Raw genomic sequence first — 22,149 nt, forward strand, 5'->3', positions numbered from 1 at the left:
ATGCCGGCCCCTGCCTTCCTACATCCGCGCGCATGACGCCCAAGCACCTCGGCCAGACCAGCGCGTTCCCCGCATCGCCAGACGAAGCGGTGCTCGACTATGTTCCCAACCCGCGCCCCGGGGCTTTATACTGTGTGCGCTTCGCGGCGCCCGAGTTCACCTCGCTCTGCCCCGTCACCGCGCAGCCCGATTTCGCGCATCTGGTGATCGACTATGCGCCGGCGGCGACGATCGTCGAATCGAAGTCGCTCAAGCTGTTCCTCGGCAGCTTCCGCAACCATGCCGCATTCCACGAGGACTGCACCGTCGGCATCGGCCAGCGGCTGTTCGACGAGATGGCGCCGCAATGGCTGCGGATCGGCGGCTACTGGTATCCGCGCGGCGGCATCCCCATCGATATATTCTGGCAATCGGGTGCGCCGCCCGCCGGGCTGTGGCTGCCCGATCAGGGCGTGGCGGGCTATCGCGGGCGCGGTTGATCGCGAATCCTGCCGCAACTGCGGCACGACTCATGTTGCAATGCACAATCATTGCAACCATATTGCGCAGACGACGTTCAGGAGGATCGTAAGCGGCTGGTATCCGGCCATTTGCATTTGCGAAAGGAAAGCCATGTCGGCAAGCCTCAAGGCGGCTGCGCGTATCGATCATGTCGCGCTCATCGGCAATTTCCTGCCGCGCAAATGCGGCCTCGCGACCTTCACGACGCATACCTACGAGGCGATGGTCGACCGGTTCGGCGACCTCATCGTCGACGTCTATGCGATGGACGATCATCCGGGCCGTTACGCCTATCCGCCCGAAGTCACGCGCGCGATCCCGCAGCACGAACTCGGCGCCTATATCGACGCCGGCCGCGCGATCGAGACGTCGGGCGCCAAGGCGATCTGGGTGCAGCACGAATACGGCATCTATGGCGGTGCGGCGGGCGACCATCTGCTGGCGCTGCTCGACCGCACGTCGCTGCCCGTCATCGTCACGCTGCACACGATCCTCGAAGCGCCGAGCGCCGACGAGCGCCGCGTGATGGAGGCACTGCTGCGCCGTGCGTCGCGCGTCATCGTCATGGCCGATCTCGGCCGCGACATCCTGCGCCGCGTCTATGGCGCCAGCCCGCGCATGATCGCGATGATCCCGCACGGCGTGCCCGATCGCGCGATGCTCGATCCCGATGCGCTCAAGCCGCGCTTCGGCTGGGAGGGCCGCAAGGTGCTGTTCACCTTCGGGCTGCTCGCGCCGAACAAGGGCATCGAGACGGTGATCGAGGCGATGCCAGCGATCCGTGCCGCAGCACCCGATGCGCTATATGTCGTGCTCGGCGCGACGCACCCCAATCTGGTGGCGCATGAGGGCGAGGCCTATCGCGAGCGGCTGGTCGCGCTTGCCGAACGGCTGGGGGTCGCCGAGCATGTGCGCTTCATCGATGCGTTCATCGAGGAACCCGAGCTTCTCGAATATCTCCAGGCTGCCGACGTTTATGTGACGCCGTATCTCAATCCGGCGCAGATCACTTCGGGCACGCTTTCCTATGCGGTGGGCATGGGCAAGCCGGTGGTCTCGACGCCGTATGTGCATGCAACCGAAATCCTTGCCGACGGGCACGGCGTGCTCGTCGACTTCGGCGACGTAGCGGCGACCGCCGATGCCGTGTCCACGCTGCTGACCGACGATGCGCGTCGTCAGGCGATCGCGGCGCGCGCCTATGCGCGCGGGCGCACGATGCTGTGGACGCGATCGGCCGAAGCGGCGATGGAAGCGCTCGATGCCGCGGTCGCAGCCCAGCCCGCGCGCCTGGCGGGCGTGACGCCCGGACAGACGCCGCTGGTGCCCGACCTCACCGCCGTCGAGCGGATGAGCGACGCGACGGGGATGCTCCAGCATTCGATCTATTCGATTCCCGATCGCCGCCACGGCTATTGCATCGACGACAATGCCCGCGCGCTGATCCTGATGTGCCGCATCGATCCGCTCGCCGCCGATCTTCGCGACAAGTGGACGAGCGTCTATGCCAGCTTCGTCCAGTTCGCGTGGAACGACGAGCAGCGGCGGTTCCGCAACTTCATGAACTTCGACCGCAGCTGGTGCGAGGACGCCGGCTCCGAGGATTCGAACGGCCGTGCGCTGTGGGCGCTGGGCGTCTGCGCGAGCGAGGCGCGCGAGCAGAAGCACCGCGACTGGGCGGCGATGATGTTCGACCGCACCGCGAGCCTCGCCTTTGAGCTCGGCAGCCCGCGTGCGCAGGCCTTCGCCATGCTGGGCGCCGCGGCGATGCGCGAGGCGCATCCGGGTCACGCCCTCGCCACCGACATCCTGACGCGCTTCGGCGAGCAGCTGATCGCGCTGTGCGACGCCGCGCGGCGGCCCGAGTGGAAATGGTTCGAGATCGTGCTCGCCTACGACAATGCACGCTTGCCCGAGGCGCTGATCCGCGCGGGCCATGCGCTTGGGCGCGCCGACTTCATCGCCTGCGGCATCGAGACGCTCGACTGGATCGTCGCGCGCCAGACCTCGCCCGCCGGGCGCTTCCGCGCCGTCGGCACCGAGAGCTTCGGGCGCAAATTTGCCGATCCGATGCCGTTCGACCAGCAGCCGCTCGAGGCGCAGGCGACGGTCGATGCGTGCGCGGCGGCGTATCTGGCGACGGGCGATGCGCGCTGGCGCGACGAGGCGATGCGCGCCTATCGCTGGTATCTGGGCGCCAACGATCTTGGCCTGCCGCTTGCCACTGCGCAGGATGGCGGATGCTATGACGGGCTGCATCCCTCGGGAGTGAACCGCAATCAGGGTGCCGAGTCGATTTTGGCGCTGCAACTCGCCAATTGCGCCATTTCTGCCCTTTCAAACGCGGCGCCGTTGGGGAAAGAAGCTCCCGATATCGTAGCAGCCTGATACAGACGGGCTGCGCCAAGGGGACGCGCACATGCTCGATCTGGTTCACGACGCGTTGCGGCTGCATGCCGATCCTTCCCGTGTCGTGGTGCGCCCGTTCCACATCGCGTGGCAGTCGAACGGACAGGCGCCGAGCCGCACCGAGCGGCTGGTACGCGAAGTGCTCGAGATGTCGCCGGGCGAGGCGCGGCGGCAGCTGCAATCGGTGCTCAAGGATTTCGAGGCGCGCCACTGGCAGACGCGGCGCGTGTTCATGTCGCGCTACGACGATATCGCGCGGCTGCTCTCGCTCGACGACGCCAATATCTCCGACGAGAAGCGCCAGCTGATCGGCGCCTATTTCTGCCACGAATACAGCTATGCCGCCGCCGCGCTGATGAACCCGAGCGCGGTGCCGCATTTCGACCAGTCGGGCATGCCCGACGGATCGCTGCGCATCCTGATGTCGCTGCGCGCGGTCGGCGAAGGGCATATCTCGTCGGTCGCGTTCCGCGAGGGCATCATCACCGATGACAACGAGCTGTATCTCGCACCCGAGCCGCCCTTCGCCACCGCGGTCGACACGCATGGCGACGAGACGACGATTCCCGAAGGCCCCGTAACGGTGCACAGGCACCGCGATTCGACGCTGTCGGGCACCGTCATCTTCCCGATCACGCGCGCGCAGTCGAACGGGCTCGAGGACATGCGGCTGGTGCAGTTCACGCACGACGACGGCAGCGTCGAATGGCTGGGCACCTACACCGCCTATAACGGATCGCAGATCCAGTCCGAGCTGCTGCGCACGCGCGACTTCCGCAGCCTCGATCTGGTGCCGATGACCGGATCGGCGGCGCGCAACAAGGGAATGGGGCTGTTCCCCCGCAAGGTGGGCGGCAAGTATATGATGATCGGCCGGCAGGACGGCGAGAACCTGTTTCTCATCCAGTCCGACACGATCACGCACTGGGACGAGGGCGAATTGCTGCTGCGCCCCGAATATCCGTGGGAGCTGGTGCAGATCGGCAATTGCGGCCCACCGATCGAGCTCGACGAGGGCTGGCTGCTGCTGACGCATGGCGTGGGCGCGATGCGCAAATATTCGATCGGCGCGGTGCTCCTCGACAAGGACGACCCCAGCCAGGTCATCGGCCGCACGACGCGCCCGATCCTCGCCGCCGCCAACGAGGATCGCGAGGGCTATGTGCCCAACGTCGTCTATTCGTGCGGCGCGCTGCGGCACGGCGACCGGCTGTTCATTCCCTATGGCGTAGCCGACAGCTCGGTGGCGTTCGCGTTCGTCAGCATCGGCTCGCTGCTCGGCGTGATGTAGGCGCCCGGCTTGCCGAGGCGCGCCGCGCGCGCGACACTGCGCCGCACCGATGCGCCGGAGCCGAGTCGCCATGGCCGAGAACAAGACCAAGCCTACGCCTGAGGATGTGAACGGCTTCATCGCGGCGGTGCCCGATGCGGCGCGGCGCACCGATGCCGAGCGGCTGGCGGCGCTGTTCGCGCGCGTCACCGGCGAGCCGGCGACGATGTGGGGCGGCTCGATCATCGGCTATGGGCGCTATCGCTACCGCTACGACAGCGGGCGCGAGGGCGAATCGTGCCGCGTCGGGTTCAGCCCGCGCAAGGCCGAATGCGTGCTCTATGTCGGCGCCGGCCGGCCCGAACAGGCCGACAATCTGGCGCGGCTCGGCAAGCACCGGCTGGGCAAGGGCTGCCTGTATCTCAAGCGCGTGACCGACGCCGATCTGCCCGCGCTCGAGGCGATCGTGGCGACGGCCTATAGCGCGAAGGCCGAGGGCGAGGTCGAGGGCTGACCATCCGCGCCGCGCAGGCGCCGCTCGCCCGCCAGCATATAGTCGCGCGTGATCGGCAGCGTGTGGCGGTCGCGTGCGAACTGGAGCTGGTAGTTGACGAGGCCGCCGTGGCGGAAGCTCACCTCGCTGCCCGCCAGATAATAGGTCCACATCCGATAGAAGCGCTCGTCGTACATCGCGACGATCGCCTCGCGCGCGGCGACGACGCGGTCATACCATGCCGCCAGCGTGTGCGCGTAATGGAGGCGCAGCACCTCGATATCGGTGACGAACATGCGCAGGCCTTCGTTGGCGCGCACGATTTCGGACAGCGCGGGGATATAGCCGCCGGGGAAGATATATTTGGCGGTGAACGCGTCGGTCACGCCCGGCCCGCCGGCGCGGCCGATGGTGTGGAGCAGCATCACCCCCTCGGGCGTCAGCAACTCGCGGCACTTTCGCATGAACGTGCGGTAATGCGCCGGCCCGACATGCTCGAACATGCCGACCGAGACGATGCGGTCGAACTGGCCGGTCATGTGGCGATAGTCGATCAGTTCGAAGCGGACATGGCGGTCGACGCCCGCCATCTCGGCCCGACAGCGCGCGACCTTGAGCTGTTCTTCGCTGAGCGTGATGCCGCAGACATCGGCGCCCGTTTTGGCGTGCAGGTAAAGCGCCATGCCGCCCCAGCCGCAACCTATATCGAGCACGCGCATGCCGGGCTCGATCGCGAGCTTGGCGGCGATATGCGCCTTCTTGGCGTCCTGCGCGGACTCGAGGCTCTGGGTTGCGGTGCCGTCATCAAAATACGCGCAGCTGTACTGGCGGTCGGCGTCGAGAAACAGGTCATAGAGCCGGTCGGACAGGTCGTAATGATGCGCGACGTTGCGCTTCGACCGGCGCGCCATGTTGATGCGATCGATGCGGAAGCGGACATTGTCGACCGCGCGGCGCAGGCGGCTGGCGTCGAGCGTGCCGCGCCCTTCCTCCCAGCGGTTGTTGGCGGTGGCGAGGTTGAGGAAATCGCGAATGTCGCCGCGTTCGATGATAAGCCGGCCGTCCATATAGGCCTCGGCCGCGCCGAGGCTCGGATCGGCGAGCAGCTGCCGCAATGCGCGCGCATCGGCGAAGCGGATGGCGACATCGGCCAGTTCGGCATCGGGCGTGCCGTAGCTTGCGGTGCGCCCGCCGGGAAAGGTGACGGTGAGCCGTCCGCGCCGGATGGCACGCTCGAGGAAGCGATCGATCAGCGACATGGACTGTCCGCTAGCGGACGAACCGGGGCGGAAAAAGGGCAAGGCGACAATTTTCGTGGTCAGGCCTGCGGGGCCAGGCGGTTGCGCTGTGCCAAACGCCTGTTAGGCTCGGGCAATGCGCGCGCATCCCTATCGCCGGCTGCTCGACCGGGTGACCCGCTCGGGGCGCGGCGAGGCGCGGCTGTGGCTGCTGCTGCCCGTGATTGCCGGCTTCGCTGGCTGGATCGCGATCAAAGCATTAGGCGGTGCGCTCGCCCCCGCCCATGCACCCCTGTTCGCTCGCGCCGGCGACATCGTCCTCGTCGGCCTGCCCGCCAGCTGGGGGCTGTATCTGGCGTGGCGCGGGCTGATCGGCCTGACGCTCGGCCTGGCGGCATTGCGACGGCACCTGCGCGGCGCGCGGATCGGCGCAAGCTGGGCGAGCGGCTGGCGCAGCGCCGGCAACACCCTCGCCCGCCTCGCGCGCCGCGGCTAGCGCAGAGTGGCGCGCTTGACGTCTATCAGGTTACTCATAAGCTGATGTGATGGCCGGCAATCCGTATCGCCAACTCTGGGACCTTACTTGGCGAGATGCTCTGTCGCGCGATAGCGTGGCGTTTCTCTTTACACCCTATCTGGCGGCAGCTGCCTTCGATTGGCTTTTCAAACTTGTTATTGTCGGGCTGTTCCCCAATGCGACGATGTTTCTCGTCATTGGCAGCTGGCTGATCTGGATCCTGATCGCCGGTAGCTGGACTGCCTATATTGTCTGGCGGGTCGGTATTCTGATTGCGCTGGGCATGACGCAGTTCCACAGGAATTATTGGCCGGTCATCAAATCCGAATTCCGCATCGCAGGCCGTTCCTTGCGGGATATGCTTCGCGGCCGTTGAATGACGATGCCAGAACGCCGCGGCTAGCGCGAAGCGGCGTTTTCGCCTATATGGCGGCCATGCTGACACCTCCGGCCGCCGCCATGCCCGTTCCCGGGCACATCGATCCCGTGCCCGTGCCGCGCGCGCTGCCGATGCGCGCCGACGGGCGTGTCGACCTGCTGGGCCTTTCGAAAGCCGACCTGCGCATGGCGCTGGAGACCGCACAGCTCGAGCCGAAGCAGGCCAAGCTGCGCGCCAAGCAGTTGTGGCACTGGATCTACAATCGCGGCGTCACCGACTTTTCGCTGATGACCGACATCTCGAAGACGATGCAGCCCTGGCTGGCGCAGCGCTTCGTCATCTCGCGGCCTGAAGTGGTCGAGGCGCAGGTATCGACCGACGGGACGCGCAAATGGCTGCTGCGCTCCGATGACGGGCAGGATTACGAGGCAGTGTTCATCCCCGACGCCGATCGCGGCACGCTGTGCGTGTCGAGCCAGGTCGGCTGCACGCTCAACTGCCGTTTCTGCCACACGGGCACGATGCGGCTGGTGCGCAACCTGACCGCGGGCGAGATCGTGGGGCAGGTGATGCTCGCGCGCGACGCGCTGGGCGAATGGCCGAGCCAGCCCGAGGGCCGGATGCTCACCAACATCGTGATGATGGGCATGGGCGAGCCGCTCTACAATTTCGATGCCGTGCGCGACGCGCTGCACGTGGTGATGGACGGCGATGGGCTGGCGCTTTCCAAGCGGCGGATCACGCTGTCGACCTCGGGCGTGGTGCCGATGATGGCACGCGCGGGCGACGAGATCGGCGTCAATCTGGCGGTGTCGCTCCATGCCGTGACCAAGGACGTGCGCGACGAGATCGTGCCGCTCAATCGCAAATACGGCATCGAGGAGCTGTTGCAGGCGTGCGCCGACTATCCCGGCGCCAACAATGCGCGGCGCATCACCTTCGAATATGTGATGCTCAAGGACAGGAACGACAGCGACGCCGACGCGCACGAGCTGGTGCGGCTGCTGCGCAAGTACCGCCTGCCCGCCAAGGTGAACCTCATTCCGTTCAACCCCTGGCCCGGCGCGCCCTATGAATGCTCGACGCCCGAGCGCATCAGGCGGTTCAGCGACATCGTGTTCGAGGCCGGCATCTCGGCCCCCACGCGCACGCCGCGCGGCCGCGACATCGATGCGGCCTGCGGGCAATTGAAGACCGCTGCCGAGAAGAAATCGCGGGCCGAGCTCGACCGGCTGGCGGCCGAGAAGCAGGCGGCGCTGGGTTAGGCTGCTCCGGCAAGATCGTCGGCGTCGAGCGAGCCGCCCGGATCGAGGTCGGTCGTCGCCTTGCGGCCGGCGAGGATGGTATCGAGATCGGCGGCGGTAAGGCCGGTCTCGGTGTCGATCGTCGCATTGCCGGCATGACGCTCGCGAAACGCCCTGAGGCGCGCGAGCGCGGCGTCGAATTGCTGGCTCATCGATATTCTCCGTTGCTGTCCAAGGCGAACGGGCAGGCGATCGCACCGTTCCCGCCATCGACGTGTCGGCGATATGGCGCTACCGCCGCGCGCGATGCTCGAACCCACCACGCTTGCGCTTGCCGCCGCCGCCGGAATGCTGGGCGGCGCGATGAATGCGCTGGCGGGGGGCGGTACCTTCGCCACCATGCCCGCGCTGATCGCGATTGGCCTGCCCTCGCCCATCGCCAACGCCACGTCGAACGTCGCGTTGCAGCCCGGCGCCATCGCAAGCGCATGGACGTTCCGCGACGGGCTGGCGCCGGTGGGCGGCATCAATATCCGCCCGCTTGCCGCGATCACTTTCGTCGCGGCGCTGGCGGGCAGCCTGTTGCTGGTGGTGACGCCTACCAGCACTTTCGACGTCATCATTCCCTGGCTGCTGCTGATCGCTACGCTGGCGATCGCGTTCGGCAAGCAGGCCGCCGCCGCGCTGGCGCGCCATGCCGCGCCCGGCCCCGCCGCTATGATCGTCGCGCAGGTGCTGCTCGGCGTCTATGGCGGCTATTTCGGCGGCGGCGTTGGGCTGATGTTCACTGCCGCCTGGGGCCTGCTGGCGGGCGAGCCGCCCGAGCGGCTGATGGCGCCGCGCACGCTGATGCTCGCCGCCGCCAATGCCGCCGCCACCATCGTCTTCATCGGCTTCGGCATGGTGCGCTGGGAAGCCTGCGTGCCGATGCTGCTGGGCGCCATATTGGGCGGCTGGCTGGGCGCGCGGCTGGGCCGCGTGCTGCCGCCGCGCGTGATCCGCATCTGGACCTTGCTCGTCACCGTCGTCACGACCATCATCTTCTTCGTTCGCGCTTACGCATAGGAGCATCGTGCGATGCAGGTCCGCACCGACGCAACGCCTGTAACCGACGCAGCCCCTGCGCCGAATGGCGGCAGCATGATCCGCAAGCACGCACTCGCCACCCGGCTGTGGCACTGGACCAATGCCGTGGCGATCATCGTCATGCTGGGCAGCGGATTCATGATCCTCAACGCCCACCCGCATCTTTACTGGGGTGATTATGGCGCCAATTTCGAGCAGCCCTGGTTTCGCGTGGCGTGGGTGTTCGAAGGCGGGCGCATTCCGGGGTGGCTCACCATCCCCTCGACCTACAACCTCGCGCTGGCGCGGCGCTGGCACCTGTTCTTCGCGCTGGTCCTCGCCTTCGCGCTCACGGCCTACATGATCGCCGGCCTCGTCAACCGCCATTTCCAGCGCGATCTGGCGATCCGCCGCGCCGAACTGGCGCCCGCGCATCTGGCGCATGACGTACGCGAGCATCTGGCGTTGCGCTTCCATGATCCCGCGCGGCCGGGCGCCTACAACATCCTCCAGAAGCTGAGCTATGTGGGCGTGATCTTCGTCGCCCTGCCACTCGCGATCCTGACCGGCCTCACCATGTCGCCGGGGATCAATGCCGCAGCACCCTGGATGCTCGATCTGTTCGGCGGGCGCCAATCGGCGCGCTCGCTGCACTTCATCGCCTCGATCGCGATCGCCGCGTTCCTTGTCGTTCATCTGGCGCTGGTGATCCTTGCCGGGCCGGTCAATGAGGTTCGATCGATGATAACGGGCCGCTGGCGCGTGCCGCAGGAGAAGCAGCCATGACGATCCTCACACGCCGCGCGCTGCTGGGCGGCCTCGTTGCCGGCGCCGGCGGGCTCGTTTCGGGCTGCGATGCGCTGGGGCAGGACGAGACGTTCCGCTCGATCCTGTTCAAGGGCGCCGACTGGCACCAGTGGACGCAGCGCGCGCTGACCGATCGCAATGCGCTCGCGCGCGAATTCCGACCCGAGCAGATGTCGCCGGTGTTCCGCACCAACGGCACGCGCAATCCGAACACGCCGACCTACAACGCACAGGCCGCGACGGGCTTCGTCGACTGGCGCGTGCAGGTCGACGGGCTGGTGGCGCGCCCGCAGAGCTTCTCGATCGCGCAATTGCTGTCGATGCCGCAACGCGCGCAGATCACGCGGCACGATTGCGTCGAGGGGTGGAGCGCGATCGGCAAGTGGCAGGGGCCGCGGCTGGCGACACTGCTCGACGCGGCGGGCCTTAGCGACCGCGCGCGCTACATCGTGTTCCATTGTGCCGATCGCTATGCGGGCGGGCGGCCCTATTACGAGTCGATCGACCTCGTTGATGCCTTCCACCCGCAGACGATCCTGGCGCTGGGCCTGAACGACCAGCGGCTGGGTGTGGGACATGGCGCGCCGGTGCGGCTTCGCGTCGAGCGGCAACTCGGCTACAAGCACGCCAAATATGTCGAACGGATCGAGGCGGTCGCCGATCTGGCGCCGATCCACGGCGGCAAGGGCGGCCTGTGGGAGGATATCGCCGATTATGAATGGTATGCCGGCATCTGACCCGCGGCGCATCCGGTGGCGCGGCGCGCTCGACCGGGCCGAACATCGCGTGCGCTTCGCGCTTGGCGGCATCGCGATCGGGGTGGTCGCGGGGCTGGCGATCATCGCGGCATGCAACAGCATCTGGGCGCTCGCCAACGGCATGGGACTCGGCGCGCTGTGGGACGATACCTCGCCGGCGCAGGCCGCGCTGGCGGGCGCCCCCTATGCGATGCTCGGCATCGTCGGCATCCGCACGCCGCGTGCGTGGCAGGTCGCGGCGGTGCTGACGGCGGCTTTCTGGGGATATTATCTCTACGCGATCCTACGGCCCTATGACGGCGTGGGCGCCAATATTGGCCTCGGCATCCTGATGCTTGCCTCGCCCGTCATCATCGTTGCGGCAGCATTGCTCACGGCGGCGATCGATCGCGTCAGGCAGCCCCCCGCCTGACGCGACCGCCGGCGCGTCAATCGGTGTGTTCGTGAACCAGCATGCGATCGTTGGTTTCGATCAGGCCGTTATACTCGTCGATCAGCGCCATCGCCTTGTCCTGACCACCCAGCGACTTGGACATCGCGGCGAGCCATTTGGCATCGCTCGGCGTCATGCTGTATTCGAGCTCGGAAATGCCATCGGCCATCGGGAAGATGGCGATCACGTCCCACTCGCCGGTCTGCGGATGATAGGTCGACGGCATAGGAATGCCCGCCGCCTTGGCCGAGGGCATGAACGTCTTGCTGATGGTTTCATTGGCGCGTCTTGCCGCGCCCGGCTTGAACTTGGTCATATTGACCATCGCATAGCGCACATTGGTTTGCTTGGTCGCGGTCATCTGCTGCGCCGCCGCCGGCGACGCAGCCAAGGCAAACGCGATACCGAGCGGGACTAGCGCCCGTTTTCCCCTGTTCATAGTAATTCCCCATCATTATTTGCCGAGTCGGCGGACAAGGCTAGGCGCAATGGCGATCAGCCGCCATGCAATGTTTGCAACAGGCTCACAGCGCACGATACCGGCCAATGCAGGTATCGTCGGGCGTTGCTGCCACCCCATCTTGAATAGCAGGATGTCGTGCCGGCTCCGGATGGCCCGATCGTGACGATCCCCTCCGTTGCCCGATCAATCTGTCATCACGCACGTGACGCCGGTGCGGCATCCGCTCTCCTGCATCGACGGTTGAGGTGACTGGCGGCATCGCCCATAAGTCGGCGATGCTGCGTATCCTCGTCCTGTGCCCGCCCGTCCTGATCCTCGCCGCGTGCGTCGCGCCGTCGCAGCCCGCGCCTGCGCCATCGCCCAGCCCGGCACCGCTGCCGCGCCCCGCTCCCGCACCCTCCCCGGCGGCGCCCGTGGTCGACTGGCCCGATCGCGAATGGAGCCCCGGCACATGGGCGTATGCGCAGGACGCGCGCGGATCGATCGCGCGCTATGGCGTGCCCGGCAGCGATGCCGAGCTGACGCTGCGCTGCGACCGTGCGGCGCGCGCGCTCTATCTCGCCCGGCGCGGCAGCGCGCCTGCGGGTGCCGCGATGACGGTCCGCACGACGAGCACCGCGCGCACGCTGGCGATGCAGCCGACGGGCGAAGGCTATATGGCGGCGCGCCTGACGCCTTCGGACGGCGTGATCGACGCGATGGGGTTCAGTCGCGGGCGCTTCATGGTGCAGCTGCCGCCGCTCGCGCCGCTGATCCTCCCTTCCTGGGCCGAGCCGCTTCGCGTCGCCGAGGATTGTCGCGGATGATGCGCGGCGCGCTGTTCGCCGCGACTCTCGCGCTCGCGAGCTGCGGCGACGCGCCCGAACCACCGCCGCCCGCACCCGAAGCCGAACCGGCGGCACCGCCGCTCGAAGTCGCATTGCCGACGCGCCCGCCGCCGCCTGCCGCCAGCGCCGCCGATGCGCTGCCATCGCCCGAGCTCGACGGCACGGGAAGCGCGATCGGCGCATGGCGGATCGAGGCCGGCGCCGCGATCTTCGGCGGCGACGCCGAGGACATGCGCATTCGCCTGGCGTGCGACCGGCCTTCGCGCAGCATCGCGATCACGCGCAGCGCAGCGCCCGCCGATGCAGCCAATCTGCGGCTTGTGACGCAGAGTGCAGCGGTGACGCTGCCGGTGACAGTCAGCGACCAGATGGCCGAAGCGCGGATCGGCAGCGACGACAGCTTCATCCGCGCGCTGGCCGACGAGCGCGGGCGGCTGGGCATCCGCATCGATGAGGGAGAAACGCTCGCGGTCGAGGTCGAGCCGGCGTTGCGCACGATGCTGGATAGGTGCCGCCGGCCCGGCTGAGTAGGGGCCGGGAGAATCGTGCAGAACGCGACCGAAAACAAGTCTTGTTTAGCGCCCGCACATGACTCACATATCGTCGTGCACCGGGCACGGTGCATTGTTCTTCAACCAGCGAAAGGAGGTGATCCGATGTCTCATGGTTCAGCAAAGGGGTCGGTTCAGTTCGTTCGGGAGACGCGCCGCTAAGCGTTCATCGGCGCCGGTGCTGACGGGCCAGATGCCCGCAAAGCCCGGATGCCGCGAATGCGCGGCCCGCATGGTCTCCCGCGCTGGAACTTCCGGCCGCTGACCATGTCGGAGGCTGTCGGGCCGCAGGCGCGGCTCGGCAGCCTCTTTCATATTCAGCCTTTTTCGTTTTCAAGGCGATACCGCTTCGCCCGCCGCCTCCACCGCGCCCGATCCGCGCCGCGGCCACCAGCGCATCTTCGGCCCCGCCGATTGCAGCACGCCGCGCCGGAACAGCCGCGCGCCGATGCCCACGGTGATCGCCACCCACAAGAGCTGCCACGCGATCGCGAGCGCATGGCGCCACAATTCGGGCGAATTGGCCGCGCGCGCGCCCATCGCGAAGGGCGAGCTGAACGGAAACACCTCGGCAAAGGTCGCGACCCAGCTCCCCGGATTGGCGGCGGCGGCCGAGGACAGGCCGAACATGCCGACCTGCACGATCGTGATCGGCAGGCTGAGCATCTGGATTTCGCGCGGCGTCGAGGCTTGCGCGCCGATGCCGAGGAACACGGCACCCAGCAGCATATAGGCCATGGTGAAATAGGCGAGGAACAGCAGCACGAAGGCGGGCATCCCAACGGCCGGGCCAATGCTGGCGAAGCCGCGCGCCAGCTCGGGCGGTACCAGCGAGCCGATGTTGAACGCCACCCCCGCCCAGAAGCTCAGGAACAGCAGCGCCACGCCGAACATGCCGATGAGCTTGCCGAGGAACACGCTTTCGAGCGGGACGGCGGCAGCAAGCACCTCGATCACCTTGTTCGATCGCTCCTCGGCCATCGTGCCTACCGCCTGGCCCGCGAGCAGCAGCGTGAGGAAGAACAGCCCGAACACGGTGAAGAACGCGGCCTGCCCCTGCCCGCCGATCGACGCGGTTTCGCGTGCGACGGCGATGCGCGTGGCGCGCGCGACGGGCTCGGCACCCGCCGCGCTGTCGATCCGCAGCGCCTGATCGGCGAGCTCGACCAGATAGCTGGCGGTGCGCGCGCCCTGCGCGCCGTACAGCACCGTCGGCGCTTCGAGCGGGCCGTAGAGCACTGCCGAGATGTCGATATCGCTCGAATCGATCAATGCGCGCGCCTGTGCCGCCACGTCGGCGCGCGGCGTCGTCACGCGCAGCGGCGGCGGCGCGTCGCGTTCGCGGAACACGCCGCGCAGCCGCTTGTCGACGGCGACGAGGCGCGCTCCGTCCTCGGGTGCGGCCAGCGCCACGATCTGGACGCGGCGATCGCGGCTGTCGGCCATCGTCGCGGCACCCAGCCCGCCGATCGCGCCGAAGCCCGCCATGATGAGCGGCGCCAGCAGGAACAGCAGGAAAGTGGGCGTGAACACCGTGGCGACGAAATCGCGCCGCGCGACGGTCATCGTCTGGCGGATGATCCTGCGCGTGCCGCTCATGCCGGCTGCTCCGCGGCTTCGCGCCCGACGATGCGCACGAAGGCGTCGTGCAGGCCGGGGCGTTCGATCGACAGGCCCGAAATACCGTGCCCCGCCTCGATCAGCTTGGCGAGCAGCGGCTCGATCCCCGTATCGGGCATGACGAAGCGCCAGCCATCGGAAGCGCGCGCGGCATCGGCCGGAAGCAGCGCAGCCAATCCTTCATGCTCGTGATGCGGCACATAATGGACGCGCCACGGCAACGTCGCGCGCGCATCGGCGACGGTGCCCTCGAAGCGCGCCTTGCCGCCGGCGATGATCGTGAGGCGATCGCACAGCCGCTCGGCATGCGCCATGACGTGTGTCGAGAAAAGGATCGTCGCCCCGCGATCGCGCTCGGCGAGGATCAGCGCCTCGAGCCGCTCCTGATTGACCGGATCGAGGCCGGAGAACGGTTCGTCGAGCACGAGGAACTCGGGTTCGTGGACGACCGACCCCAACAGCTGCACCAGCTGCGCCATGCCCTTGGACAATTTGCGGATCTTCTGGTCGACGGCGTGGCCGAGGCCGGCGGCTTCCATCATCGTTTCGGCACGCTTGCGGCCGGTGCGCCATTCGAGCCCGCGCAACGCGCCGAGAAACGCGATCGCCTCGCGCGCCTTCATGCCGGGATAGAGACCGCGCTCCTCGGGCAGATAGCCAACCCTGTCACTCGCCTCGCGCGGCGAATCATGGCCCAGCAGCCGGCGCCGCCCTTCGTCGGGCTCGATGATGCCGAGCAGCATGCGCAGCGTCGTCGTCTTGCCGGCACCATTGGGGCCGAGCACGCCGTAGACCGCGCCGCGCGGCACCGCGATGTCGATCCCGTCGACCACGCGCCGACCGCCGAACCGCTTGACCAATCCGCTCGCCCACAATGCCAGATCGTCGTCGCCCAAGAACCTGGCCCCTCGCCTTATGTCGGCGGCGACGGTAGCGGTGGGCCATGCCGGCGCACAAGGGCCTAGAGGAGCGTATCCGCGCGAAGGCGGCCGAGCTGGGCTTCGCCGCTTGCGGCTTCGCCGCGGCCGACGCGGCCCCGCGCACCGCCGAGCGGCTGCGGCAATGGCTTGCCGAGGGCATGCACGGCGACATGATCTGGATGGAGGCGCGCGCGCATCAGCGCGAAAGCCCCGCCGCGCTGTGGCCTGAGGTGCGCAGCGTCATCGCGCTCGGCATGAGCTATGCGCCCGCCGCCGATCCGCTGGCGCTTGCCGGGCGCGGCGATGTGGGGCGCATATCGGTCTATGCGCAGGGCGGCGACTATCACGATGTCGTCAAGAAGGCGCTGAAGGCGCTGGGCCGCTGGCTGGCGGCCGAGACCGGCCACGACCTCAAGGTCTTCGTCGATACCGCGCCGGTGATGGAGAAGCCGCTTGCCGAAGCCGCGGGGCTCGGCTGGCAGGGCAAGCACAGCAATCTGGTGAGCCGCGCGCATGGCAGCTGGCTGTTCCTGGGGGCGATCTACACCACGCTCGACCTCGCGGGCGATGCGTCGGGCGCCGATGCCTGCGGATCGTGCGATGCCTGCCAGCGCGCCTGCCCGACCGATGCCTTTCCGGCGCCCTACCGGCTCGATGCGCGGCGCTGCATCTCGTATCTCACGATCGAGCATGCCGGGCCGATCCCGCACGCGTTCCGCGCCGCGATCGGCAACCGCATCTATGGCTGCGACGATTGCCTGGCGGTATGCCCCTGGAACAAGTTCGCCGCGACCGCCGCCGCGCACCGCGCCTTCGCGGCGCGTGCCGAACTCGCCGCGCCGCGCCTTGCCGACCTGCTGCCGATGGACGACGCGGCGTTCCGCCAGATCTTCGCCGGATCGCCGATCAAGCGCATCGGCCGCAACCGGATGGTGCGCAACTGCCTGATCGCAGCGGGTAACAGCGGCGACGCGGCGCTGGTGCCGGCGGTTGAAGCGCTGCTGGACGATGGCGATGCGGTGGTGCGCGACGCGGCGGAGTGGGCGATGGAAAGGCTTACGTGCGCCGCTAGAGATGCAAAGTGAGCGTGCGCACCAGCGCGCGCGCGATCGGCGCATCGAAGCGGCAGCCGATCCGGGCATTTTCGTGCCAGACGATCGTCGCGGCAACGGGCATGCCGCCTTCGAAACGCAGCCAGATGCGCTCGCCCGCCAGATGCGGCGCGTCGGTCGCCAGACGGCAGCCGTAGATCGACAGATCGAGTAGCTCGGCGACGGCGGACTGGTCACCGTGCCGGCGCACCGTGGCGCCGCTCAGCGCCACGCGGTGGCGCGGCTCGACACGGCGATCGTGATGCGCCGCGGCGACCGGCCGAAACTGCGTAGCGCGTGCTGCCATACGGACCCCTCCCGGCCTGCATGGCGTAACGGCCGCGCCTTTACAGCGCGTTAAGCGACCGGATGGCGCAGGCGCGCGGTCAACGCCCGCCGCTGCGCCGGGTAAGCGCGGCGAGGCAGCTCGCCCGATCGATCGCGCCACCGTCACGCTGGCGCGCATCGACATGGCGCACAACGGGCACGCCGCCGCCCTCGGGCGGATAGAGATACGCATCGAGCACGCAGATGCCGCTGCCGAACTGCATGCGCCGCCCGGTGCCTTCGGTCACATCGGCATCGGGCTTGCCGAGCAGCGCGGTGACGGCGCCGGCATTCTGCCCGAGCACGCGCTCGAGCCCGACCGCGCTATAGGTGATGCGCGGCGGCGGCGGTGCGGTACCCGCCACCGGCGCTGGCGTGGCCGAGCAGCCTGCCAGAGTGAATGCGCCGAGTATCGCCACCGCCAGCCTGTTGCTCACATGGATTCCCTTCGATGATACCAATGCGTCGCCATCGCCGCCGCGATGACGGGGGCGAGCAGATTGGCGACGGGTATCAAAAGCAGCGCGGTGCCGACCAGCCCCAGCGCGAGCCGTCCGATGCCCGTCGTCGCACGCCAGTCGCGCATCGCCGCCGCCGGGCGGTGACGGGCAGCCACCATGTCGCCCAGATCGCGCCCGAGCAGCCAGCCATTGACGAGGAAGAACGCCGCCGCCGTGCCGATGCCGGTGACGAGCAGCGCGACATAGACGGGCGCGAGCGCCGCATTGACGAGGATCGCCCTCAATGCCGACCCGGCACCCATGCGCAGCCCGCGTGCGAACGATACGGGCCGCGCGGTGCCGAGCGCCGCGGGATAGTGGCGCCGCTCGACTGCCTCGACCACATCGTCGGCGAAGATGCCGATCACCGCGATCGCGACGACGCGGAACAGCAGCCATGCGGCACCGATCGCGACCAGCGCCGCGAGCGCGCCGGCGAGCGCCTGCCACCCCTCGCCGGCGCCGAGCAGCGTGACGCCGGCATCGGCGCCCCACCATGCCGCGCCCGCCAGCAGCGCGAACAGCAACAGCGTGAGCGCGAGCGTCTTGGCGAGCACGCGCAGCACCGGCGGATCGCGCAATTGCGCAAGCGAAAGGGCGAAGGCGCGGAGCATCTGCGGCGTGCTGCCACATCGCGCGCGGTTGCGCGAGTGCGGCGCGGACGATAGGCGCGGCGCAACCTTTTTTCCCGGAGACACCAGTGACCGCACCCAACCTCGACGTCGTGGCGATCGGCAACGCCATCGTCGATATCCTGTCGCAAGCCGATGACGCCTTCATCGCCGAACAGGGCATGGCCAAGGGTTCGATGCAGCTGATGTTCTCGCCTGCCGAGGCCGATGCGCTCTATGCCAAGATGGGGCCGGGCCGCGAGGTATCGGGCGGATCGGCTGCGAACACCGTGGCCGGCGTCGCGGCGCTTGGCGGCGCCTGCGGGTTCATCGGCCAGGTCGCCGACGACCAGCTGGGCGAGGTGTTCGCGCACGACATCCGCGCGGCGGGCATCCGCTTCGACACGCCCGCGCGTGCCGGCGACCCGACGACGGCGCGTTGCCTGATTTTCGTGACGCCCGACGGGCAGCGCACGATGAACACCTTTCTGGGCGCGTCGCAGTTCCTGCCCGAAGCCGCGCTCGACCGCGGGCTGATCGAGGCGGGGGCGATCCTCTATCTCGAAGGCTATCTGTGGGATCCCGAGGAGCCGCGCCAGGCGATGCGCGCGGCGATCGACATCGCCCGCGCAGCGGGGCGCCGCGTGGCGTTCACGCTCAGCGACGTGTTCTGCATCTCGCGCCACGGCGACGATTTCCGCGCGCTGATGGCCGATGGCCTGATCGACATCCTGTTCGCCAACGAGAACGAGCTGCTGGCGCTGTGCGGCACTGACGATTTCGAGGCGGCGGTCGCAAAGGCGGCGCGCGACGTGGCGCTGCTGGTGGTGACGCGCAGCGAGCAGGGCGCAATCGCGGTGAAGGACGGCGTACGCAGCGCCGTGGCGGCCGAGCCGATCGACAAGGTGGTCGACACCACGGGTGCCGGCGATCTGTTCGCGGCGGGGTTCCTGCACGGCCAGGCGCAGGGTCACGACGTCGAAACGTCGCTGCGGATCGGTGCGATCTGCGCCGCCGAGATCATCTCGCATTATGGCGCGCGGCCCGAAGTCGACCTGCGCGCGCTGGTGGCGGCGAAGTTGAAGGGCTAAGCGGCCCGCGCGTGTGGTTTCACGCGCCTCGGCGACCCTCTTTATCGTTTGTGCTGGGCCCCTCGACGCTCTCTGGAAGGCTCTGTCGAAGCGCAGTTCTCATTCTCGGCATCGAGAAAGAACAGCACTTCGACAGGCTCAGTGCGAACGGGCCGGGGGAGGTGTTTTAGGGCAATTAGCGTCTAGCGAACTGTCGGCGACGGTCGGGGAGCGTAAGCTCAGGTGGCGCGCCTAGCGAAGGGTGAGTGTGCTCACTCCTTAGGAGCCGCAAAGTCGCCGCCATGCTCGCCAAACAAAAAAGAGGCGGCCGAAGCCGCCTCTTGCATCAGAGCGAGCCGCGCTGGCGGATCAGAACTGGCGATACTGCTCGTTGCCGATGAAGCCGAGCTTGCTGACGTTGGCGCGCTTCACGATCGCGAGCACCTCGTCGACGCGCGCGTAGCGGGCCTCGGCGTCGGGCTGGAAGTGCAGCTCGGGCTCGGGATCGAGCGCCACCGACTGTTCGAGATACTGGTTCAGCGTCACCTCGTTCACCGGGCTCGCGTTCCAGGTGATGTTGCCCTGCGGATCGATGACGATCTTGTTCTTCACCGGATCAACGATCGGCTGGTTCTGGTTCTGCGAATCCTGCGGCAGGTCGACCTTCACCGCGTGCGTCTGAATGGGGATGGTGATGATGAACATGATGAGGAGCACGAGCATGACGTCGATCAGCGGCGTCGTGTTCATCTCCATCATCGGCTGGCCATCGTCCTTGCCGCCGCTCATTGCCATATCGATTACTCCTTCACGACCGCGGCGCCATCAGGCGCGGCGGCCACCCGTTCCTGCTGGCGGTTCGGAAATGAACCCGACCTTGACGAAGCCTGCCGACTGCATGGTGTACACCGCGCCGCCGATGCAGCGATACGGCGTGTTGACGTCGCCGCGGATGTGCACCTCGGGAATGTCCTCGGGCGTCAGCGCATCGCCGAAGCGCGCCACCACCGCCTCGAGATTGGCGACGCCGCGCTGGAGAAGCTCGTCCGAATTGACGCGCGTCTGGTTCCAGTAGACTTCGCACTCGCCACCGGCACCGGGGCGCACGGCAAGGCTGATATTCTCGGGCTTGGTCGTCGTCGGCTCGAACTGCACCTTGGGCAATTCGACGTCGACCGACTGGATCACGACGGGAATCGCGATCAGGAAGATGATGAGGAGCACCAGCATCACGTCCACGAGGGGCGTGGTGTTGATGTCCGACATCGGGGTTTCGGTAGCGCTGTCGCCACCTACGCTCATCGCCATTGCGCGCTATCCTATCCTTCTACTCGTCGCCGGCGCGGGCCGGCATCCCGGCCGGGATACGCAAGGGTGCGCATCCCGGCCGGATCTGGCGTCAGGCGCGGGTCTGCGCGCCGCCGGCGGTGCCGGCAGTCGTCGTCGGCGCCGGCTTAGCGGGGGTGCCGGTCGCGGCGGCCTTGGGGGCCGGCTTGGCGGCGGCGGCGCTGCCGACCGAGGGCTTCACCGCGCCGTTCGAGGCGAGATAGCCGAGCACGTCGTTCGAGAAGGCGCTCAGATCCTCGGCGATCGCCTTGTTGCGGCGCTGCAGCCAGTTGTAGGCAAGCACCGCGGGAACGGCGACGGCGAGACCGAGCGCGGTCATGATGAGCGCCTCACCCACCGGGCCGGCGACCGCGTCGATCGAAGCCTGACCGGCGGCGCCGATCTTGATGAGCGCGCGGTAGATGCCGATCACGGTGCCGAACAGGCCGATGAACGGTGCCGTCGCGCCGACCGTCGCGAGGAAGGCGAGACCGCCACCCAGCTTCGAGTTGATCGCGGCTTCCGAGCGCGCGAGCGAGCCGTGCAGCCAGTCATGCGCCTCGACCGGATCGGTCAGCTTGGTGTGCTGCTCCTGCGCCTCGATGCCGTCATCGACGATCTGGCGATAGGCCGAGTTCTTCTCGAGCTTGGCCGCGCCTTCGCGCAGGCTGTTCGAACGCCAGAAGTCGGCGCGCATGCGCTTGCCCTGGTTCATGATCTTCTGCTGCTCGAACAGCTTGGTGAACATGATGTAGAACGAGAAGATCGACATGCCGACGAGGATGATGAACGTCGCCCAGGCGATGGCGCCGCCCTGCTCGAGGGCTTCGAGAAGGCCGTAGGGGTTTTCGCCGGCAGGTGCCGCGGCAAGGATGGTGGTGAGCATTTCGGGTCTATTCCTTACAGATAGTCATGGCGGTGGCGTGCCGGCCCGCGAAAGGCCGGCGACGAGGACGACATCAATTCTCTGGCAAGCGCCACGTCACGCGACGCGACTGCGTCGAGGCGATTGGGTTGCCCGCTTGATCGAGCGCCGGCGAATAGCGCCCGCGGCGCGTGATCGCGCGGCATGCCGCATCATCTAGCGCGCGCGAGCCACTCGACGAGGTGACGCGGCAATTCTCGACGCGACCCGACGTGTTGATCGTCCAGGTGATGCCGGTCGTGCCTTCCTCCTCGGCGCGGATCGCGCTCGGGGGATAGTCGTCGGTCGTCACCCAGTCGGCCGGGTTGCCCTTGGCGCCGGCGGCCTTGTTGACCACCGGGGGAGCGGGCGGCGGCGGCGCAGGAGGCGCCGGCGGCGCGGGCGGCGCCGCGATCGGCACGGGCACGTACACCGGCGGCGGCGTGCGGACCGACTGCACCACGACGGGCGGCGGCGTGTTGGTGCGCACGATCGGCGGCGGCGTCACCACCGGCGGCGGCTGCGTCGGCTGCTCGGGCGGCGGGGGCGGCGGCTCCTCCTCGGGCGGAGGCGGCGGCTCGTCCACGTCGAACGTGGTCATCTTTTCCTGCACCTGCTTCACGTACTGATACGCAAGGCCGGTCACGAACGCATATCCCAGCACCGCGTGGATCGCCGCAACGATGACGATCGCTACGATCCGGCTGCTGCTCGCCTTTTGGTCAGCATAGGCCATTCAGTAACGACACTCCTTAAGAATCCTGTCAGGCGCGCATTGTGCCACAAATAAGGCACAATGCCAGCCCGCCATTCCCGCTACGGCAC

27 protein-coding genes are annotated in these 22,149 nt (G+C 67.9%); 15 read left to right on the forward strand and 12 right to left on the reverse strand.

Going from position 1 to position 22,149, the window contains the following annotated elements:
• Positions 1–32: 32 nt before the first annotated feature.
• From queF to FBR43_RS02305, 4 genes are all read left to right on the forward strand, one after another.
• Positions 33–479: a preQ(1) synthase gene (gene queF, locus FBR43_RS02290; RefSeq protein WP_136941601.1), complete on the forward strand. Its 447-nt coding sequence runs from the start codon at positions 33–35 to the stop codon at positions 477–479.
• Between the two features lie 133 nt (positions 480–612).
• Complete coding sequence (locus FBR43_RS02295; RefSeq protein WP_136941602.1) at positions 613–2,889, forward strand: glycosyltransferase family 4 protein; 2,277 nt, start codon at positions 613–615, stop codon at positions 2,887–2,889.
• Positions 2,890–2,920: 31 nt separating this feature from the next.
• Positions 2,921–4,201, forward strand: a complete 1,281-nt coding sequence (locus tag FBR43_RS02300) for a glycoside hydrolase family 130 protein (RefSeq protein ID WP_136941603.1) — start codon at positions 2,921–2,923, stop codon at positions 4,199–4,201.
• 70 nt (positions 4,202–4,271) lie between these two features.
• Positions 4,272–4,694: a DUF1801 domain-containing protein gene (locus FBR43_RS02305; protein WP_136941604.1), complete on the forward strand. Its 423-nt coding sequence runs from the start codon at positions 4,272–4,274 to the stop codon at positions 4,692–4,694.
• On the opposite strand, the gene FBR43_RS02310 is transcribed toward FBR43_RS02305, so the two are convergent.
• A complete protein-coding gene (locus FBR43_RS02310; RefSeq protein WP_136941605.1) occupies positions 4,658–5,932 on the reverse strand; it encodes an SAM-dependent methyltransferase in 1,275 nt (424 codons plus the stop codon). The two genes, FBR43_RS02305 and FBR43_RS02310, sit on opposite strands and share 37 nt — an antisense overlap.
• Positions 5,933–6,047: 115 nt before the next feature.
• On the opposite strand from FBR43_RS02310, the gene FBR43_RS02315 reads away from it, so the two are divergent.
• Genes FBR43_RS02315 through rlmN form a run of 3 tightly spaced genes read left to right on the forward strand, consistent with a single transcriptional unit; the run spans position 6,048 to position 8,072 of the window.
• Complete coding sequence (locus tag FBR43_RS02315) at positions 6,048–6,407, forward strand: hypothetical protein (RefSeq protein WP_136941606.1); 360 nt, start codon at positions 6,048–6,050, stop codon at positions 6,405–6,407.
• Positions 6,408–6,456: 49 nt separating this feature from the next.
• Positions 6,457–6,804 carry a hypothetical protein gene (locus FBR43_RS02320; protein WP_136941607.1) on the forward strand — a complete coding sequence of 116 codons (348 nt, stop codon included), beginning with the start codon at positions 6,457–6,459 and terminating at the stop codon, positions 6,802–6,804.
• A gap of 59 nt (positions 6,805–6,863) precedes the next feature.
• Complete coding sequence (gene rlmN / locus FBR43_RS02325) at positions 6,864–8,072, forward strand: 23S rRNA (adenine(2503)-C(2))-methyltransferase RlmN (RefSeq protein ID WP_249276408.1); 1,209 nt, start codon at positions 6,864–6,866, stop codon at positions 8,070–8,072.
• Here rlmN and FBR43_RS02330 read toward each other — a convergent pair.
• Positions 8,069–8,263 (reverse strand): hypothetical protein, encoded by a 195-nt coding sequence (locus FBR43_RS02330; protein ID WP_136941608.1) that lies wholly within the window; start codon positions 8,261–8,263, stop codon positions 8,069–8,071. The genes rlmN and FBR43_RS02330 overlap by 4 nt on opposite strands.
• A gap of 73 nt (positions 8,264–8,336) precedes the next feature.
• On the opposite strand from FBR43_RS02330, the gene FBR43_RS02335 reads away from it, so the two are divergent.
• The 4 genes from FBR43_RS02335 (at position 8,337) to FBR43_RS02350 (ending at position 11,093) form a co-directional block, all read left to right on the forward strand.
• The gene (locus tag FBR43_RS02335) at positions 8,337–9,116 is read left to right on the forward strand and encodes a sulfite exporter TauE/SafE family protein (protein ID WP_249276409.1); all 780 of its coding nucleotides are present in this window, start codon (positions 8,337–8,339) and stop codon (positions 9,114–9,116) included.
• Between the two features lie 75 nt (positions 9,117–9,191).
• Complete coding sequence (locus FBR43_RS02340; protein WP_249276410.1) at positions 9,192–9,902, forward strand: cytochrome b/b6 domain-containing protein; 711 nt, start codon at positions 9,192–9,194, stop codon at positions 9,900–9,902.
• Positions 9,899–10,660, forward strand: coding sequence for a molybdopterin-dependent oxidoreductase (locus FBR43_RS02345; RefSeq protein ID WP_136941610.1), 762 nt, complete (start codon positions 9,899–9,901; stop codon positions 10,658–10,660). Before FBR43_RS02340 ends, FBR43_RS02345 begins: the two co-directional genes overlap by 4 nt.
• The gene (locus FBR43_RS02350) at positions 10,647–11,093 is read left to right on the forward strand and encodes a hypothetical protein (protein ID WP_136941611.1); all 447 of its coding nucleotides are present in this window, start codon (positions 10,647–10,649) and stop codon (positions 11,091–11,093) included. The genes FBR43_RS02345 and FBR43_RS02350 overlap by 14 nt, the downstream gene beginning before the upstream one ends.
• Positions 11,094–11,109: 16 nt before the next feature.
• Here the strand turns inward: FBR43_RS02350 and FBR43_RS02355 are convergent, their stop codons facing one another.
• Positions 11,110–11,475, reverse strand: a complete 366-nt coding sequence (locus FBR43_RS02355) for a hypothetical protein (RefSeq protein ID WP_136941612.1) — start codon at positions 11,473–11,475, stop codon at positions 11,110–11,112.
• A gap of 377 nt (positions 11,476–11,852) precedes the next feature.
• On the opposite strand from FBR43_RS02355, the gene FBR43_RS02360 reads away from it, so the two are divergent.
• On the forward strand, positions 11,853–12,383 hold the full coding sequence (locus FBR43_RS02360) for a hypothetical protein (protein ID WP_136941613.1): 531 nt from the start codon (positions 11,853–11,855) through the stop codon (positions 12,381–12,383).
• On the forward strand, positions 12,380–12,931 hold the full coding sequence (locus FBR43_RS02365) for a hypothetical protein (protein WP_136941614.1): 552 nt from the start codon (positions 12,380–12,382) through the stop codon (positions 12,929–12,931). Before FBR43_RS02360 ends, FBR43_RS02365 begins: the two co-directional genes overlap by 4 nt.
• 357 nt (positions 12,932–13,288) lie before the next feature.
• Here the strand turns inward: FBR43_RS02365 and FBR43_RS02370 are convergent, their stop codons facing one another.
• Complete coding sequence (locus tag FBR43_RS02370) at positions 13,289–14,554, reverse strand: ABC transporter permease (RefSeq protein WP_136941615.1); 1,266 nt, start codon at positions 14,552–14,554, stop codon at positions 13,289–13,291.
• Positions 14,551–15,471 carry an ABC transporter ATP-binding protein gene (locus FBR43_RS02375; protein WP_136941616.1) on the reverse strand — a complete coding sequence of 307 codons (921 nt, stop codon included), beginning with the start codon at positions 15,469–15,471 and terminating at the stop codon, positions 14,551–14,553. The genes FBR43_RS02370 and FBR43_RS02375 overlap by 4 nt, the downstream gene beginning before the upstream one ends.
• A 47-nt stretch (positions 15,472–15,518) precedes the next feature.
• On the opposite strand from FBR43_RS02375, the gene queG reads away from it, so the two are divergent.
• Positions 15,519–16,580 carry a tRNA epoxyqueuosine(34) reductase QueG gene (queG, locus tag FBR43_RS02380; RefSeq protein ID WP_136941617.1) on the forward strand — a complete coding sequence of 354 codons (1,062 nt, stop codon included), beginning with the start codon at positions 15,519–15,521 and terminating at the stop codon, positions 16,578–16,580.
• On the opposite strand, the gene FBR43_RS02385 is transcribed toward queG, so the two are convergent.
• The 3 genes from FBR43_RS02385 to FBR43_RS02395 all read right to left on the reverse strand — a co-directional run bounded on the left by FBR43_RS02385 (position 16,564) and on the right by FBR43_RS02395 (position 18,027).
• On the reverse strand, positions 16,564–16,893 hold the full coding sequence (locus tag FBR43_RS02385) for a PilZ domain-containing protein (RefSeq protein ID WP_169542441.1): 330 nt from the start codon (positions 16,891–16,893) through the stop codon (positions 16,564–16,566). The genes queG and FBR43_RS02385 overlap by 17 nt on opposite strands.
• A gap of 79 nt (positions 16,894–16,972) precedes the next feature.
• Positions 16,973–17,350 (reverse strand): hypothetical protein, encoded by a 378-nt coding sequence (locus FBR43_RS02390; protein WP_249276411.1) that lies wholly within the window; start codon positions 17,348–17,350, stop codon positions 16,973–16,975.
• Positions 17,347–18,027 carry an EI24 domain-containing protein gene (locus tag FBR43_RS02395; protein ID WP_136941619.1) on the reverse strand — a complete coding sequence of 227 codons (681 nt, stop codon included), beginning with the start codon at positions 18,025–18,027 and terminating at the stop codon, positions 17,347–17,349. The genes FBR43_RS02390 and FBR43_RS02395 overlap by 4 nt, the downstream gene beginning before the upstream one ends.
• An 86-nt stretch (positions 18,028–18,113) precedes the next feature.
• Between FBR43_RS02395 and FBR43_RS02400 the strand changes: the two genes are divergently transcribed.
• Complete coding sequence (locus FBR43_RS02400; RefSeq protein WP_136941620.1) at positions 18,114–19,115, forward strand: adenosine kinase; 1,002 nt, start codon at positions 18,114–18,116, stop codon at positions 19,113–19,115.
• A gap of 348 nt (positions 19,116–19,463) precedes the next feature.
• On the opposite strand, the gene FBR43_RS02405 is transcribed toward FBR43_RS02400, so the two are convergent.
• The 4 genes from FBR43_RS02405 to FBR43_RS02420 form a co-directional block, all read right to left on the reverse strand.
• On the reverse strand, positions 19,464–19,889 hold the full coding sequence (locus FBR43_RS02405; RefSeq protein ID WP_136941621.1) for an ExbD/TolR family protein: 426 nt from the start codon (positions 19,887–19,889) through the stop codon (positions 19,464–19,466).
• A gap of 30 nt (positions 19,890–19,919) precedes the next feature.
• Complete coding sequence (locus FBR43_RS02410; protein ID WP_136941622.1) at positions 19,920–20,402, reverse strand: ExbD/TolR family protein; 483 nt, start codon at positions 20,400–20,402, stop codon at positions 19,920–19,922.
• A gap of 91 nt (positions 20,403–20,493) precedes the next feature.
• Positions 20,494–21,306 carry a MotA/TolQ/ExbB proton channel family protein gene (locus FBR43_RS02415; protein WP_136941623.1) on the reverse strand — a complete coding sequence of 271 codons (813 nt, stop codon included), beginning with the start codon at positions 21,304–21,306 and terminating at the stop codon, positions 20,494–20,496.
• Between the two features lie 73 nt (positions 21,307–21,379).
• Positions 21,380–22,060 (reverse strand): energy transducer TonB, encoded by a 681-nt coding sequence (locus FBR43_RS02420; protein ID WP_136941624.1) that lies wholly within the window; start codon positions 22,058–22,060, stop codon positions 21,380–21,382.
• Between the last annotated feature and the right edge of the window lie 89 nt (positions 22,061–22,149).

This window comes from Sphingomonas baiyangensis (assembly GCF_005144715.1).
GTDB classification, from domain to species: Bacteria; Pseudomonadota; Alphaproteobacteria; order Sphingomonadales; family Sphingomonadaceae; genus Sphingomonas; species Sphingomonas baiyangensis.

Coding starts and splice junctions, on each gene's coding strand:
- FBR43_RS02340 (WP_249276410.1), top strand. CDS start 9,192: ATGATCCGCAAGCACGCACTCGCCACCCGGCTGTGGCACTGGACCAAT.
- FBR43_RS02335 (WP_249276409.1), top strand. CDS start 8,337: ATGGCGCTACCGCCGCGCGCGATGCTCGAACCCACCACGCTTGCGCTT.
- FBR43_RS02320 (WP_136941607.1), top strand. CDS start 6,457: ATGGCCGGCAATCCGTATCGCCAACTCTGGGACCTTACTTGGCGAGAT.
- FBR43_RS02330 (WP_136941608.1), bottom strand. CDS start 8,263: ATGAGCCAGCAATTCGACGCCGCGCTCGCGCGCCTCAGGGCGTTTCGC.
- FBR43_RS02405 (WP_136941621.1), bottom strand. CDS start 19,889: ATGGCAATGAGCGGCGGCAAGGACGATGGCCAGCCGATGATGGAGATG.
- FBR43_RS02310 (WP_136941605.1), bottom strand. CDS start 5,932: ATGTCGCTGATCGATCGCTTCCTCGAGCGTGCCATCCGGCGCGGACGG.
- FBR43_RS02305 (WP_136941604.1), top strand. CDS start 4,272: ATGGCCGAGAACAAGACCAAGCCTACGCCTGAGGATGTGAACGGCTTC.
- FBR43_RS02395 (WP_136941619.1), bottom strand. CDS start 18,027: ATGCTCCGCGCCTTCGCCCTTTCGCTTGCGCAATTGCGCGATCCGCCG.
- FBR43_RS02420 (WP_136941624.1), bottom strand. CDS start 22,060: ATGGCCTATGCTGACCAAAAGGCGAGCAGCAGCCGGATCGTAGCGATC.
- FBR43_RS02385 (WP_169542441.1), bottom strand. CDS start 16,893: ATGGCAGCACGCGCTACGCAGTTTCGGCCGGTCGCCGCGGCGCATCAC.
- FBR43_RS02345 (WP_136941610.1), top strand. CDS start 9,899: ATGACGATCCTCACACGCCGCGCGCTGCTGGGCGGCCTCGTTGCCGGC.
- queG (WP_136941617.1), top strand. CDS start 15,519: ATGCCGGCGCACAAGGGCCTAGAGGAGCGTATCCGCGCGAAGGCGGCC.
- FBR43_RS02370 (WP_136941615.1), bottom strand. CDS start 14,554: ATGAGCGGCACGCGCAGGATCATCCGCCAGACGATGACCGTCGCGCGG.
- FBR43_RS02360 (WP_136941613.1), top strand. CDS start 11,853: ATGCTGCGTATCCTCGTCCTGTGCCCGCCCGTCCTGATCCTCGCCGCG.
- FBR43_RS02300 (WP_136941603.1), top strand. CDS start 2,921: ATGCTCGATCTGGTTCACGACGCGTTGCGGCTGCATGCCGATCCTTCC.
- FBR43_RS02315 (WP_136941606.1), top strand. CDS start 6,048: ATGCGCGCGCATCCCTATCGCCGGCTGCTCGACCGGGTGACCCGCTCG.
- FBR43_RS02350 (WP_136941611.1), top strand. CDS start 10,647: ATGCCGGCATCTGACCCGCGGCGCATCCGGTGGCGCGGCGCGCTCGAC.
- rlmN (WP_249276408.1), top strand. CDS start 6,864: ATGCTGACACCTCCGGCCGCCGCCATGCCCGTTCCCGGGCACATCGAT.
- FBR43_RS02415 (WP_136941623.1), bottom strand. CDS start 21,306: ATGCTCACCACCATCCTTGCCGCGGCACCTGCCGGCGAAAACCCCTAC.
- FBR43_RS02410 (WP_136941622.1), bottom strand. CDS start 20,402: ATGGCGATGAGCGTAGGTGGCGACAGCGCTACCGAAACCCCGATGTCG.
- FBR43_RS02295 (WP_136941602.1), top strand. CDS start 613: ATGTCGGCAAGCCTCAAGGCGGCTGCGCGTATCGATCATGTCGCGCTC.
- FBR43_RS02365 (WP_136941614.1), top strand. CDS start 12,380: ATGATGCGCGGCGCGCTGTTCGCCGCGACTCTCGCGCTCGCGAGCTGC.
- queF (WP_136941601.1), top strand. CDS start 33: ATGACGCCCAAGCACCTCGGCCAGACCAGCGCGTTCCCCGCATCGCCA.
- FBR43_RS02355 (WP_136941612.1), bottom strand. CDS start 11,475: ATGACCGCGACCAAGCAAACCAATGTGCGCTATGCGATGGTCAATATG.